The following is a 14527-nucleotide window of genomic DNA, read 5'->3' on the forward strand; positions in this document are numbered from 1 at the left end:
AAGAAGCGAGGGCGTGTTAAGCTGAGATCCCCGATCCGCCGGCGCGATTCGGGACAACCGCGATCGACCGACTTCGCCGCCGAGTTCGCAAGATTGCAGCGATGCCGAGCAGCACGAGCAACATCCAAGACGAGGGTTCGGGCACTGCGGAGGGGCGAAAGGCGAGACCGACATTGAAGGCATCAAAGCCCAGGTTTCCGACAACTTCGCCGGCGCCCGTCGAAGTATTCAGCCGGACCAGTGTATCGTCATTGGTGTTGATTCCATACAGACGATTTTCGCCGGTGTGAAACGCCAACGCGGCGACACTATCCAGTCCGGTTGCCCCGATCTCCGTGGCTGCTCCGGTGGTTTTGTCGACGGCGAAAAGCCGATCCTGGGAACCGTCGGTCATCAAAATCCGTTGCGTTTGCGGGTCATACCCCATACCGTGGCCACGCATATCCACACCAAAGCTGCCGACCGTCGTCGCCGCACCAGTCAGAACGTCCAATGTGAACAGCGAATCGCTGGCACCACTTCCACCATAGAGCACTTGCGAGTCGGAATCGAAGGTCAATCCGGTGATCGCCTGAAATCCGGTGTCGCCGACCAGGTTGGCTTGCCCGGTCGTCACGTCCACCCGATAAAGCTGACTGTTCAAATCGCTGGTACTGGTCATATACAGTTGGTCGTTGACGGTGTCGTAGGCCAACCCCAGCAGACTGGCCGTGACGCCCAAATTCCCGACTTGGGTCGCATTTCCACTTGTCGGGGCGACCGTATACAGGCTGGACGTATTCCCGTCGACCAAAAAAAGCACGGGGTCGGCACAGGCCTGAACGCCAGAAAGTAGCAGCAACACAATGATGCCGCACAGGCGTCGCAAACGAATTCGATTCATCATGACGTGGATCTCAGCTTCCCCGACTCATCCCCAGGCGGAGCCTTGGTACGAAGCAGGTTATTTCAACTACCGCATGCCCCCCAACAACGGAGGGCCACTCTAACCGGTCGCCATGCCGGTCGCAACAAACCATGCCGGTCGCAACAAACGCCGCGACCGCGGGGCGGATACAATGCAGGTGCCCAGACGCAGGGCGGCTACAACACAGGAAGCTGCGCCGGCGTTTTGGGGCGAAGAGCCGCTTCCGAGACTCTCGGGGAACCCAACATGAATCGTTCCAGTTCGGTCATCTACCACCTCGGCGACGATCGGGAAATGCTCCGCGCGTCGGCCCGGGCTCGCGAATCCTTTCGACACTTTTTTCATTGCCTCAGCGCGGATTTCAACCGGATCGTCCCGGCCTGCGAGTTGGCTTGTGTGAAGACGCCGTTTTGCGACGATTTCTCCGACCCCGACTATGATTTGGAACACATGTGGGTCGATCAAGTCGAATTCGACGGCGTGAACCTCAGCGGAGTGTTGATCAATTCGCCCAACAAGCTGCGCTCGGTCAACGCGGGTGACGACGTGGAATTTCCGCTCCGCCGGCTGGACGATTGGCTGTGCGTGATCGACGACGTGGTCTACGGCGGGTTCACCATCCAGGTCATCCGTTCGCGGATGGACGCTGAAGAACGAGAGCGACACGACGAGGCCTGGGAGTTGAATTTTCCTGAACCCGAGACGGTCCACGTCCCACCGACCTGCGAGACGTTCGAGGAGATGATCGCAAGTGCTCTGGCCGACCAGATCGCGACCGCTCCATCGACCGTGGACGAAGTCTTTGACGGCGGTCGTACACTGCTGCACATGGCGTCGCTATTCGGCCGCGAAAAATCGGTCGGCGTGCTGTTGCAAAACCAAGCCGACGTCGATGCCATCTGTGACCGAGGCTGGACGGCGTATGATTATGCCCAGTCGCTCGGTTGGACCGAGGTGATGAAAATGCTTGGACGAGCCGGGAAATGAATCAAGCGGCGGAACCCATTGATCGGAGCCGCGGGGGCAAGGACACGTTGACGGAGCTGCGATGTTGAACGGACAATCTGACGGACCGCGATTCGTTACTGACAGACCACGCTCGATCGCCCGCGCGACGGCGACCGTATTACGGAGCGATCTGGCAGCTAACTCAGATTCTCTCCCTCAGGGAAAGTCGGCGTTTGCGCAGCAAGTAAACGCCAGAGAGGGCGCGCGGCTTGCGAAAACCTTGGCGACTTCCGCTACGGACAGATTCGCCACCTGTACAATCGACGCCCTCCGTTCGACCTTGCGTCTGACCATCGTCGCGGTGATGTTGCTCGGATGTGCCCGGCAACCGCCTCCAGCCTCCGTCCCGCAAACGCTGCACATCGGCGTGTTGCCGGACGAATCACGTGGCATGCTGGAGAAACGTTACCTGCCGTTGGTCGCCTACCTGGAACGCAGCACCGGTGTCGCTTGCAAATTGGTGTTGCACGATTCTTACGAGCAACTGCAGACCGCGTTCGAAAATGGAGGCGTCGATCTCGCCTGGTTGGGCGGATACACGTTTGTGAAACTGGATCGGTCCCACCAGGCGTTCCCCTTGGTCTCACGTGATCGCGACATGCGTTTCACCAGTTACTACCTGACCCGGGCCGACGAGCCGGCGACACAACTGGCGGAGTTTCGTGGTAAGCGGTTCGCGTTCGGATCACGACTTAGCACATCCGGTCATTTGATGCCGCGGTACTTCATGCTCCAGTCGGGGATCCAGCCCGAAAGATTTTTCCGGTCCGTGGTCTACAGCGGCGCCCACGATGCGACCGCGATGGCGGTGCGCGACTCCGAGGTCGATTTGGGGGTCGCCAACGGACCGATCATCGAATCAATGTTCGCGTCGGGACGCGTCAGCAAAAACGAAATCCGCATCTTGGAAGAAACGCCGCCATACGTGGATTACGTTTGGGCCTGCCAATCCGACCTTCCGGCGGATCTCCGCACGCAGCTCCGTGACGCGTTTTTGGACTTGTCCGAGGCGGATCCACAGCATGCCGACATCCTCGATTCTCTGTTGGCCGGTTACTTCATTCCGGTCCACCGGAATGATTTCGATGCACTGCAAACGATCGTCGACCGAATCGATGCGGAAGGAACGCGCTGATGAAACAGCTTCGATCCGCCCTGCAATCCACCTCGCGATCGATCTTTGCCTACGTCGTTCTCGTGATTGTGGTCACGATGCTCGTCAGTTGGACCATCGCCGGCACCTTGATTCATCGACGAAGTTCCGTCAATCAACTCAGCCGAAACTCCGCCGATTACCACTCCGCGACACGTCTCGCCATCTCAAAAATCGAAACCGAACTGAGCCTGATTCGGCAAAACCGCTATCAAGCCCTGGTCCAGTCATCGGATCCGCAGGTCGCCGAGCAAACACTTCGTGACACGATTCGATCCACCTACATCATCGATCGTCACCTGGACAAAATCGAGACGATCCAACAGCGGTTCGGCGAACCCGAATTTGAAGCCACCACGCGGCGTCTGGGCGCAGCGATTCGGTCGCTGCATCAAGCGAGTGAAGGGCGGCAAGCGTCCGCCGCCTTTCCATCCCCAGCCTTGGAATTGATCGGAATCCGCTGCCTCCAACTCGATCGGCTGCACGCCAACGCCTTTCGTGACGACGCGATCAAGATGCAACGGTTCGCCGAATCGGGCACCTTCCAGGGGCTGATCTTCAGCCTGATCGGACTGGGGTTCGCCGCGATCGTGACGCTGTTGGTGTTCGCCAAACGCACCCTCACCCGCCGCGACCAGCTGGAACGCCAAATGGCACGACGGGTCACTCAAGCCGAATTGCTGTATCTGGCCGTGACGATGTCCCAGGACACCAAGTCCTATCGCGATGCGCTTCAAAAGTGCGTCGGGATCATCTGCCGCATGACCGATTGGGCGGTGGGCCATGTTTACTTTCCCTCACAATCCGAAGCGGTGCAATTGGTCTCCGCGGACATCTGGTACCTGACCGACCCGCAGCGGTTCGATTCGTTTCGTCGCTCGAGCGAGGATACGTTTCTCGTGACCGGCGAATGCCTTCCAGGGCGGATTTGGAAGACCGGCCAGCCGGCTTGGATCGAAGACATTCAGCAGGACTGGGGATTCGTCCGCAAGTCGCTTTGCGAATCCCACGGCATGAAAAGCGCGTTCGGGTTCCCGTTGGTGATCGAGGGCAAGACGATCGCGGTGCTGGAATTTTTCAGCCAACGCACCATGCCGACCGATGATGCGATGTTATTGATGGCCCGCAGCGTCGGGGAACAGGTCGGACGCGTATTGGAACGGATCCAGGCCGAGGAATTAGAACGTCGGCATCATGAACGGGTCCAGGCGGAGCTGAATGAGGCGAAAAAGGAATTGGTCGTCAAGACCCGATTGGCAGCCATCGGTCAGGTCTCTGCCCAGGTCGCACACGAAATTCGCAATCCCTTGGGGGCGATCAGCAACGCGATTTATTATTTAAAACGCAGCCCCCAAATTGACCAAGAAAAAAAGACGCAGTATCTGGAGTTGATGAACCATGAAATCGGGACGTGCAATCAGTTTATCAACGAATTGTTGGATATCACCCGGCGCAGAAAACTGGACCGACGACCGACGCGGCTCGGCGACCTGATCGAGCGTGTCGTTTCCAGACACCAGATGCCACCAAACATTGATCTTCGGGTACATTGTATTCCTGATCCGTTTGAGTGTTGCGTCGACGGCGACCAGTTCGTCCAGGTGCTACAAAACTTATTGAATAATTCGATGGATGCACTACAAGGGGCCGGCGGACGCATCGGAATCACCGCCCGACGCGTTGATGACCAGGACGTCATCACCGTGTACGATTCCGGTCCCGGCATTCCGGCCGAAGATCGCGCGTCGGTGTTCGACGTGCTGTTCACCACTAAGTCCTCCGGAACCGGTTTGGGGCTCGCGATTTGCAAACAAATCGTCGTCCAGCACGGCGGATCGATCCGAGTTGTGGACAACGGCGATGGCACGGAGTTTCAGATCCGATTGCCGACGACGGCGTCACCCGTCAACTCCACCGCGACCGAGGGCCCGTGAGCCGACGATGAACTTGATCCCCAAACGACGCGTTTTGATCGCCGATGACGAACCAGGGATGCGCACGACGCTGGCCGATATTTTGGCCGATAGCGGCTATGACGTTCGCACCGCCCAAGACGGACAGGACGCGATCACGAAATGCCAGAACGAGGACTACGATGTCGTGTTGATGGACGTCCGCATGCCCGTCGTCGACGGTATCAGCGCCTTTCGAGAGATCCGACGATCGTCGCAGCATGTCCGCGTGATCCTGATGAGCGCCTATGGCGAAGACGAGATGAAACATGCCGCGCTGCAAGACGGCGCGATCGCGTTTTTGGACAAACCGCTGAACTTGGACACCGTCATTCAATTGGTCGCCGATTCCACCGAACTGGCCGTGATGGCCATCACCGCCGACCAAACACTGCTGCAAACCCTGCCGCAATGCCTGCATTCGTCCGGTCAGAAATTGACGGTGGTGCACAATCGTGACGAAGCGGTCACGCTGCTGCGGCAAGTCAGCTTCGATGTCGCGTTGATTGACGTCGAGCTTGGCACCAACGACGGACTGGCCTGTTATCTCGCGCTCCGTGAAATCTCGCCGACGATCACCGCGGTGATGATCAGCCGATCCGATCAACCTGTCCGCCGAATCGCCGAAGAAGCCGTCCGCCGAACCGCATACACCATCGTTCCCAAACCGATCGAACCGGAGCGTCTGGCCGAAGTGATGCAGACGCTGCGCGCCCAACGCGTCTCCGGCGCGATCCGCAAACCCCATCTGGGCGAACCTCACGACTCGTGATAGCTCCAGGACACTCCCGTGAATGACACGGCTGCCGCACGATTAAAGTTGCTGGTCGTCGATGACGAACCCAGCCAACTGCTGACACTCCGCGATCTCTTCGAACACGAAGGGTTTCAGGTGACGACCTGCAAGTCCTTTGACGAAGCACTCGCGCGATGCAGCGATCAAGTGTTCGCCGCCGCCATTCTGGACTTGCAACTGCACGGACACGACGGAATCGACCTGTTTCGCCAACTCCAGCAACTGCAGCCGGCGATGCGGGTGATCATTCACACCGGCTATGGATCGTTCCATTCGGCCAAGGACGCCGTCAATCTGGGCGCATTTGCGTACGTCGAAAAAGCGCTCGATCCCGCCGAACTGATCCTCTGGGTCCACCGCGCCGCCAAAGACCTGCTGTCCGAAGCGCTCTCCCACAGCGAACAACAATTCCGCGATCTTCTGGATGACGTCAAAGCGATCGTTTGGGAATCCGAACTGCCCACGCACCGGTTCATCTTCGTCAGCCAGCAGGCGGAGGCGATTCTGGGGTTCCCGGTCGCGCGCTGGATCGAGGACCCGACGTTTTGGGACCAGCGAATTGTCGACGAAGATCGATCGCGATACGAGGAGTTTCGTACCGCGTGCGCCAACGGCAGCGGAGATCGTGACCTGGAACTACGCGTCACCGCGGCCGACGGAGCGATCGTTTGGCTGCACCTGGTCGCCCACTTGGTCGCCGATTCCGATGGCAATCCGCAAATGCTGCGGGGGGCGATGTTCGATGTCACCCACCAAAAGGTGTCCGAACAACAGCTGCGCGACATGGAAATACAACTCGAACACGTCTCGCGGCTGTCCACCCTGGGCGAAATGGTCGCCGGGATCGCCCACGAGATCAATCAACCGCTGGCCGCGATCGCCAATTTTGCCGTCGCCGCCAAAGTCGCGATCGCAAACGATGACTGTGAACACAGCGTGCCGATCGAATCGTGGCTGGAAACGATTTGTGATCAAACCGAAAACTGCGGACAGATCATTCGCGGACTGCGCAGTTTTGTCAAACGCGGGCACGGTGATTATCAATGGATCGACCTGAACCAGATCGTCCAAGACTCGGTCAATTTGATCGAATGCAATCTGCACAACCACTTCGCCGACCTGACCTGCAACCTTTGCGAATCGCCGCAAATGGTTTTCGGCAATGCGGTCCAGCTTCGTCAGGTCATCGTGAATCTGTTGCAAAACGCCTGCGACGCAACCCGCGAACGCGAATCGGCGACCGTTTCGATCAATGTCACCCTCGGCGACGATTACGCGCGGGTGGCGGTTCGCGACAACGGAGCGGGAATCAGCGAACAGCAGCAAGCGAAAATCTTCGACGCCTTCTTCACGACCAAGGAGGAAGGGATCGGGATGGGGCTGGCGATCAGCAAGTCGATCGTGGAAGCCCATGGCGGAAAACTCTCGTTCGATTCGTCGCCCGACGGCTCCACGTTCTACGTCACGCTGCCGCTTTCCAAAGACCGCCCGCGAGTGGACGTTTCCAGGGAGAAAGTGTCGCGATGAATTCGAGGCGACCTTCCGGATCGGTCCGCTACGAAAATCACGGGCGGGTGGTGATCGTCACCGGCGGGGGCAGCGGGATCGGCCGCGCCATCTGTGACGCCTTCGCCCTGTCGGGGGCCGCGGTGATCTGTGCCGACGTCAACGACGCCTCGGCGGCCGATCTGCCCGACGGCATCGATTTTGTCCACTGCGATGTCTCCAGCGAAGCGGACTGCCGATCCGTCGCCGCCCACGCCGTCAAATGCCACGGCGGAATCGATGTGCTGGTCAACAATGCCGCGATTCAGCCCAAGTCGTCGTACGCGCCGATTCACCAGTTGGACAGTGACACCTGGAGAGAGATGTTGGCGGTCAATCTTTCCGGATACCACCGGATGGCCAAGCACGTGCTGCCGGTCATGCTGGGCCAAGCATCTGGCGTGATCGTCAATCTGGCCAGCGGCCAAGCCCACCGGACGGCGCGTGAAGTCGGTGCCTATGGTCCGATCAAATCCGCCAACGTGATGCAGGCGCGACAATGGGGCGTCGAGTATGCTCGCGAAGGAATTCGCGTCGTTTCCGTCTCGCCGGGGGCCATCGACACGCCCCTGGTCCGGGCCACACTGCAAGAACAAGGCGGCGCTGAAGCACTGGCCAACCGGCACCCCCTGGGGCGAATCGGTCAAAGCAGTGAAGTCGCCGCCGCCGTCCTCTGGCTGTCCAGCAACGATGCCTCCTTCGTCACCGCAACGGATCTGGAAGTCGATGGAGGGCTGGGCAGCTTCGGCGCGTTTGCCGATCCCTACAGCCAAGATTGACTCTATACTACAGCCAAGACACCTTCCCTTTTTTTGCCTCCGGCCTGACACCATGAAAATTCGCCTGCTCACTCGTTCCTCCCTCGCCCTCCTCTGCCTCTGCCTGACGCCCCTCCAAAACCGTGTCTGCGGCGACGAACCCGCCGCGGCGAAGGACGTCGGAAAGTCCGAGTGGATCCAGCTGTTCAACGGAAAAAACCTCGACGGTTGGACGCCCAAAATTCGTCACCACGCGGTCGGCGAAAACTATGGCAACACGTTCCGAGTCGAAGACGGCCTGTTGAAAGTCCGCTACGACGAATCGGCCTACCCCAGCTTTGACGAACGGTTCGGGCACCTGTTTTACAACAAGCCGTTCTCCCACTACCGCTTGCGCGTCGTCTATCGATTCGTCGGCGACCAGGTCAAAGGCGGACCGGGCTGGGCGACGCGAAACAGCGGCCTGATGCTGCACGGTGAAGACCCCAAGATGATGACCATCGACCAGGATTTCCCCACCTCGATCGAAGTCCAGCTGTTGGGCGGCAACGGCAAAGACGAACGCACGACATTGAACCTGTGCACCCCCGGCACCAACGTCGTCATGAACGGCAAACTGTTCTTGCCCCACTGCACCTCGTCCAGCTCCGAAACCTATCACGGCGAGCAATGGGTGACCGCCGAAGTCGAAGTCCGCGGCTCGGAACTCGTCCGCCACATCATCGACGGCGAAACCGTGCTCGAGTACACCCAGCCGCAATTGGACGACCGCGACGAACACGCCGCCATGCTGGCCGACAAGCAAGGCGGAAACCTGCTCGACCAAGGCACGATCTCCCTGCAATCGGAAAGCCACCCCTGCGACTTCCGCTCGGTCGAACTGATGATCCTGGACGAATAAGGTGCTCGCTGCTGAATTCGCCAAGAGTTTCCTCCCGTCACAGTTCTAGTGTTCCACCGCAGCTTGATTTGCGGGTAGTGGACGAGGCGACGAGTCCATTCGGCTAGCGATCTGCAAGGACTCCTCGCGTCGTCCACTACGCGATACCCGAAGATGAAGGCGAGACGGAATACAAGCCCGAAGCGCAAGCGAGAGAGCAACACACCAAAAAACCACTTGCTGGCGCTACGCTCTCATTCGAAATTTGTCTCCCATCGTCTTGCCCCCATCCTCCAGCCCCCATCATTCTGCCCCGAATCATTCTGCCATTCCTCCCCTCCCACTAAATCCGCACCGAATCAAAGAACGTTTCCATCTCCGCTTCAAACGCTTCCTGTTTCGCCTTCTCCTCATCACTCGGTTCCGGCGGCCGTCCCTCCTCCAACTCCGCTTCGGACCATTCCACCTTCGGCATGCCGCAGCCGAGCAAGATGACTTGGTCGCCGACCAAGTAGTACTCCACGGTCATGTCGGTCAGCGTCATGCCGCCACTGCTGCTGCCCTTAATGCCGGCGTGGCCACTGCGCTCGACGCGTTCTCCGCCATAGACATCTGACATGATCATCCGTCCGGCGCGATACGACAATTGCATGTCGCTGGGATTCAGATACTCGTAGGTATCAACGGCGACCAGGAAGGTGGCGCCCGTCGCCGCGCTCTCAAACACCTGGGCCTCGATCGATGTCGGTGGCTTTTCCACAGCATTGCCTTCGGGGACGACAAACGAAACCCGACTGACCGCTCCGCCTTGAAAACCCGCCGGGACTTCGACCGCATCGGCAGACGAGGCCGATTGACGTGAGCGTTTGGATTTGACCGCCATCACCGTCAACCCGATCACCAAGCCCAGGACAACAACGGCCGCCCCCGATCCGGCACCGATCCACAACAGTTTCTTGTTGATCGGCTTTTTCGTTCCCGCACCCCTACCTTTTGCGGCTGGATCGGCCGACGGCAGTGCGGCCGCAGTCGTCGCGAGGGGGCCTGCGGCGGCCGGAAACGACGTTTCGGATGCGGCGGGAAGTGCGGCGGCGGGAAAACCACCGGCTGGCGCTGTGCCGGCTGCGGGGCTGCCGCCCGGCAGGTCCAGATTGCCGAAATCAAATCCACCTGCCGCCGGGGCTGCCGCCAGTGGATCGGCGGCGAACGGGTCGGCTTCCGGTGAGGCGGTTGCTGCGGTCGCGTTGTCAAAGCCGCCGGTGGGCAGGTTTTCGAACGGGTTTTCATCGGCAAACGGAGACTCTGCGGGAGTGGCCGCGGGGACCTGCTGCGGCACCGGCTTGCGTTTCTTTTGCTTTGCCCCTGCCGAAGAAGTCCTTGCCGAAGAAGTCCTTGCCGAAGCCGGCGCGGGCGAAGACGCCTTGGTTGCCGGCTTTGCTGCGGCTGGCTTTTGAGCGTCGCGTTTCTTGGCCGCAGGTTTCGTAGCGGCCGGCGATTTTGCCGGCGCGGCCGCTTCTTTCCCGGGGACCTTCAGCACCGTTTGGCACTTGGGGCATTTGACTTTGACCGCAACCGCCTGCTGCTGCAACTTCATCAGCGTCGCGCACTTGGGGCACTTAATCGTTAGCATGTTGTTTCTCAAGTCGGTCCAGTTGGTCTTGGGCGTACTGCTGAGCCTCCTCCAGTTTTTTAGGGTCGATCAGGTTTTGCACACGGACTTCGCAAAACCATTCCGACCCGTTGTTTTTGACTTTGACCGTGATGTCGTAGGGGGCGTCGGGGCAAAAGGCGTAGCCGAGATGAGTGTCATCGTTGGCCAGCGCGTGGCGGAACCCGCGCAGGATCGCGTCGTCGGCGACGTTGTGCCACGGGTTAGACGATTCGTCGGCCAGTGCGGTTTCCAGCGCCATGCACAAGTCGACTTCATCGAAGGTGTCCGTCGGCGGTTTGATTTGCAGCTGGGCGCTCTTTTTCAGAAAGTTAGCCAGCCGCCACTCGGCCTTGAACGGTTTGCCGTCCCAGACGTGATCGATGTCGTAGATCGCGCCGTGGTTGGCATGTTCCTCGAACAGCAACTCGTTGGCCTCGCGAAACGACAGCATGCCGTCCAGCGGCGGCGCCTCCGGCAGGCACCCGGTGGTGCCAAGCAGCCCCGCGATCACCGTCGCGGCGACCAGCGAGCATTTCACCGCCCCCGGTCTCCTCCTGACGGGCCGCCTTGGGCAAGAGCTTGATGTGCCAGTCCAAAAACTCCGCCGGTGGTGGATTTGCATTGCGTCACCCGATTCCGAATCATTCACAACAGGAAGTGAAGCCGCCAAGGGGAGATGATACCCCATCCAGACACCGCCGTGTTCAAAATGCCACCCCTACCCTCCTGCCCCCACCCACGCCCTCTCTTCCGGGGCATTGGCGGCGACCGAATCTAAAATGGCTCACTTATGCCCCCCCCTAAATTTGAGGGGCAAAAAGGGCTGGAGATGAGGGGCCAGCGATCTGCAACTGGTTCAGTGGACGGCCCTCACCCTCAGCTTGGGCTGGCGAAAATCAATGGAACTTGCAGCGTTGATAGGTTCGAGAACCTTCAACGATTCGGCTGGATCCCTCGATTGCAAATTGCAAACTGTTCATTGCAAAATTCAAATTTGCCGGGAATCGTCGCTCAGATCATTTTGCAATTTGCACTGTTCAATTTGCAATTTTCAATCGTTGCCGGTTCACCAGGTTTCGACGCCACGTCCTTTTCATCAGGCCACCCCCAGTCCATTCCCGACGATCGGACGCCGGTGAAACCGCCCAACCTGCGACTTGTCGAACGACCCAGGCCAGGGGTGAAGTCAGCGCTCGAAAGATGAGAGGACCGCTCCAAAACCGGCGCCGTCAGAAAATCGGGCTGAAGAAACGCCGCAGAGTGACCGAAAAGAAGCATCTGGCCGAGTCGAACGCGGCCGCGGCGCCAAATTCCGCTGCGGCGGGGCGAACCTGTCACGGCCCGGAAAAGTCTCAGCGGAGCCGGCCTTGCAAAACATTTTCGGTCCGCTAAACTTCCCCGTCTCACCACCGCACCCCTAGCTCAACTGGATAGAGCATCGGTCTACGGAACCGAAGGTTAGAGGTTCGAATCCTCTGGGGTGTATTAACTTAAAGCCTTTCAAGCAAAGCTTTTAGCTTCAAAAGCTCCTCAGCATCAAACTGAGGAGTTTTTTTATGTCCCCCCATTAGTCCCCCCACTAATGCATCCGTAGTTGCATCAGGGGCGAGTTTCTCTCGCACTTCGTTGGCCGCGGCTTGTGCAGATCGCGTCGCTCCGTAGTGCTTCTCCGTCGTCGCGAAATCGGCGTGACGCATGACGACCTTAAGCGTCTCTGCAGAGACGCCGGCATTGATCAGACGCTGCGCACAGCCTCGCCTGATGTCGTGAGCACTCGCGAACTTGGTTCGCGTGCCCGTTCGCTCGTCCTCGTTGCGGACGATGATTTCGGCCTCCGCCCCGATCTTTGCAATGACCCGACCGACATGCTCCTTCGTCAGCCGTTCGCTCCGCGGAGGTCGTGCAGTGCCCGTGCGGCGAGCCGCCCGAGCTCTCAATTCCATCTCGTGAGATTCGGGAATGGATCCCGTATCGATTTTGAACTCTCGGCTCCGCCGAATGCCTTGCTTCTTCAGCCATTTCCGCACCGTCGTCTCGGACACTCCGCAAACCTCGGCAATCGACAGATTGCTGTACTGCTTAACAAGGGCGACCAAATCATCCGGTGAGGGTTGGAACCACTTGCAGCCAGGTTTCACCGTCGACGTGATCGCCTGCGGATTGACAATCCAGCCGGTGCGTTTGGCCTTCGGTACTTCCAACAAAAAGGCTTCCAATTCCGGCAGCATTGGGATCTCCTGAAGCTTGCCGTTTTTCTGGGAGGAGGGGACAGTGATCGTTGGGTGGACGCCGCTACGGCTCGGCCACACAGGCCGAATGTGGCGTTCGTCTTCCCAATGAAAATCCATCAAATCACCCACCCGAAACCCGCTGTACCACAGCACTCGCAAGGCAAAGTGCCACGACGGGGCTTCGTTCTTGCCGACCACTCGCGATGTCGCTTCAATCATGCGATCAAACTCTTCGCCCGTGATCGGGCGACCCTTCATCACATCATCGACGCTCAGCGAATCGAGATCAGGCACTTTGACGATCCAATCGCGTTTGGCGCAAAACCGCACAAACGCCATCACGGCACCCATCGAGCTGTTGACCGTGTTCGGTGACCGATGGTCGTACCGAGACTCGTCACCTTCGAGCAAACGCTCTTGAAGGTACTCCAGCATGTCGAGTGTCATGACGTCTTGGACCATCACTTCGCCTTCGATCCCGTGATCAGCCATGTATCCCAGAAAGATCCGTTCGGCGACACTGAGCCGCGAGGCAGAGTGCTCGAACGATTTTTTGCGTATCCGCAGTAGTTTGTACGAGCGGTACTTCTGATAGCACTCCTCCCAGGTCGGACCGCGATCGGATTCGGTTCGATGGGACTGGGGAAAAGAGGCTTGCAATGGAGCCGGCTTGATGTCGACTTCGTGCTCTGCAGTGATGGCACCGCCCGATGCGACGTAGCTCCCATCGAGCAACCGCTGTTGGCATTCCCGCAAGATCCGCCGTGCTTCGCGTCGATCACGAGTGCCGCAGTTTTTGCGGACACGTGTCCCACGGATCGGGCAATAGAACTTGAGGACAAAGCCGTTGCGGTCGGTCTTTTTGAGCGGCCGGTCCGGATAGAGTTGAATGTTGCCAATTTCGGGCCTTCTCGGCATGGCAATCTCCTTTGAGGTTTCAGTTTTGGTGTTGGTTGCATTCGCGTTTCCTCTCTGCGTTCCGGACGAGGTGTTCGATCAGGGCACGCCCCGTCACCCACCGTGAGTGACCGATATTCGTGTAGGGCAGCCCTTCATCGAGCAGTTTATCCCAGAACTTCTGTGAGATTCCAAGTCTTTGCAGCACCATTTGCTTGCTGTACGCCTCATCCAACCGGATCAAGCCCGTATCAATCTGCGGCATCGCTCGCCTCGCACCGTGGAAAAAGAGAAATCGGACAACCGCCAGAGCCGATCGAGATTTCGAATTCGGCCCAAGCACACCGAATTGATTTCAAGCAGAAAAGAGCGAGGCAATCGCCGCTAAAGAGCGATCAAAGCAAGGTCAAAAGCAGACCGGATTCGATTGCCCAAATTGGTTCAAAGAACATCGACCATGCTCGATTCGCAGCGAGTTTTGGCTCAGCTGCCAAAGAGTTGGCTTCGACAAGGCCTGGATAACGGTTTGATTGATCCCATGAAAAACCAGGCAATTGAAAAGAGACAAAAGAGGTTTATTGAAGGTTGTTTGGCGACTGTTGCTAAAGAGCATCAGCAAAAACTCAGTCGATTGCCAAGCCGCCGGTCGCTTAGCTCTATTTGGTGCGATGTGAATAATTACTTCCTGCTGTGCGGCATCACGAGAATTGGGTTGCTGATGTGTTGAACCTGGACACTTGGTCCCTACT

General features: G+C 58.6%; 13 protein-coding genes and 1 tRNA gene. 8 read left to right on the forward strand and 6 right to left on the reverse strand.

All coding sequences use genetic code 11. The annotated features are described in order from the left end of the window. Positions 1-16 precede the first annotated feature (16 nt). A complete protein-coding gene (locus H1B37_RS16330; protein WP_182867720.1) occupies positions 17-886 on the reverse strand; it encodes a PEP-CTERM sorting domain-containing protein in 870 nt (289 codons plus the stop codon). 267 nt (positions 887-1153) lie between these two features. Between H1B37_RS16330 and H1B37_RS16335 the strand changes: the two genes are divergently transcribed. From H1B37_RS16335 to H1B37_RS16365, 7 genes are all read left to right on the forward strand, one after another. Further along, positions 1154-1894: a DUF2314 domain-containing protein gene (locus H1B37_RS16335; protein ID WP_182867721.1), complete on the forward strand. Its 741-nt coding sequence runs from the start codon at positions 1154-1156 to the stop codon at positions 1892-1894. A gap of 301 nt (positions 1895-2195) precedes the next feature. Then, positions 2196-3050 (forward strand): phosphate/phosphite/phosphonate ABC transporter substrate-binding protein, encoded by an 855-nt coding sequence (gene phnD / locus H1B37_RS16340; protein WP_182867722.1) that lies wholly within the window; start codon positions 2196-2198, stop codon positions 3048-3050. After that, positions 3050-5002: an ATP-binding protein gene (locus tag H1B37_RS16345; RefSeq protein WP_182867723.1), complete on the forward strand. Its 1953-nt coding sequence runs from the start codon at positions 3050-3052 to the stop codon at positions 5000-5002. The genes phnD and H1B37_RS16345 overlap by 1 nt, the downstream gene beginning before the upstream one ends. Positions 5003-5009: 7 nt before the next feature. Then, complete coding sequence (locus H1B37_RS16350) at positions 5010-5792, forward strand: response regulator (protein WP_182867724.1); 783 nt, start codon at positions 5010-5012, stop codon at positions 5790-5792. Between the two features lie 18 nt (positions 5793-5810). Continuing rightward, complete coding sequence (locus tag H1B37_RS16355; RefSeq protein ID WP_182867725.1) at positions 5811-7343, forward strand: hybrid sensor histidine kinase/response regulator; 1533 nt, start codon at positions 5811-5813, stop codon at positions 7341-7343. Beyond that, a complete protein-coding gene (locus H1B37_RS16360; RefSeq protein WP_182867726.1) occupies positions 7340-8140 on the forward strand; it encodes an SDR family NAD(P)-dependent oxidoreductase in 801 nt (266 codons plus the stop codon). Before H1B37_RS16355 ends, H1B37_RS16360 begins: the two co-directional genes overlap by 4 nt. A 52-nt stretch (positions 8141-8192) precedes the next feature. Beyond that, positions 8193-9020, forward strand: coding sequence for a 3-keto-disaccharide hydrolase (locus H1B37_RS16365; protein ID WP_182867727.1), 828 nt, complete (start codon positions 8193-8195; stop codon positions 9018-9020). Positions 9021-9342: 322 nt separating this feature from the next. Here H1B37_RS16365 and H1B37_RS16370 read toward each other — a convergent pair whose 3' ends face one another. Next, positions 9343-10629: a hypothetical protein gene (locus H1B37_RS16370; RefSeq protein WP_182867728.1), complete on the reverse strand. Its 1287-nt coding sequence runs from the start codon at positions 10627-10629 to the stop codon at positions 9343-9345. Then, complete coding sequence (locus tag H1B37_RS16375; RefSeq protein ID WP_182867729.1) at positions 10616-11188, reverse strand: hypothetical protein; 573 nt, start codon at positions 11186-11188, stop codon at positions 10616-10618. The genes H1B37_RS16370 and H1B37_RS16375 overlap by 14 nt, the downstream gene beginning before the upstream one ends. A gap of 873 nt (positions 11189-12061) precedes the next feature. Between H1B37_RS16375 and H1B37_RS16380 the strand changes: the two genes are divergently transcribed. Beyond that, a tRNA-Arg gene (locus tag H1B37_RS16380) sits at positions 12062-12135 on the forward strand. Between the two features lie 5 nt (positions 12136-12140). On the opposite strand, the gene H1B37_RS16385 is transcribed toward H1B37_RS16380, so the two are convergent. The 3 genes from H1B37_RS16385 to H1B37_RS33400 all read right to left on the reverse strand — a co-directional run. Continuing rightward, positions 12141-13799 carry a tyrosine-type recombinase/integrase gene (locus H1B37_RS16385; RefSeq protein WP_182867730.1) on the reverse strand — a complete coding sequence of 553 codons (1659 nt, stop codon included), beginning with the start codon at positions 13797-13799 and terminating at the stop codon, positions 12141-12143. Positions 13800-13818: 19 nt separating this feature from the next. Further along, positions 13819-14043 carry a topoisomerase II gene (locus tag H1B37_RS16390; protein WP_182867731.1) on the reverse strand — a complete coding sequence of 75 codons (225 nt, stop codon included), beginning with the start codon at positions 14041-14043 and terminating at the stop codon, positions 13819-13821. 141 nt (positions 14044-14184) lie between these two features. Continuing rightward, positions 14185-14527: hypothetical protein (locus H1B37_RS33400; RefSeq protein WP_220498228.1), on the reverse strand; the 343-nt coding region annotated here is incomplete at its 5' end.

Source organism: Stieleria mannarensis (assembly GCF_014154935.1).
Classification (GTDB): domain Bacteria; phylum Planctomycetota; class Planctomycetia; order Pirellulales; family Pirellulaceae; genus Stieleria; species Stieleria mannarensis.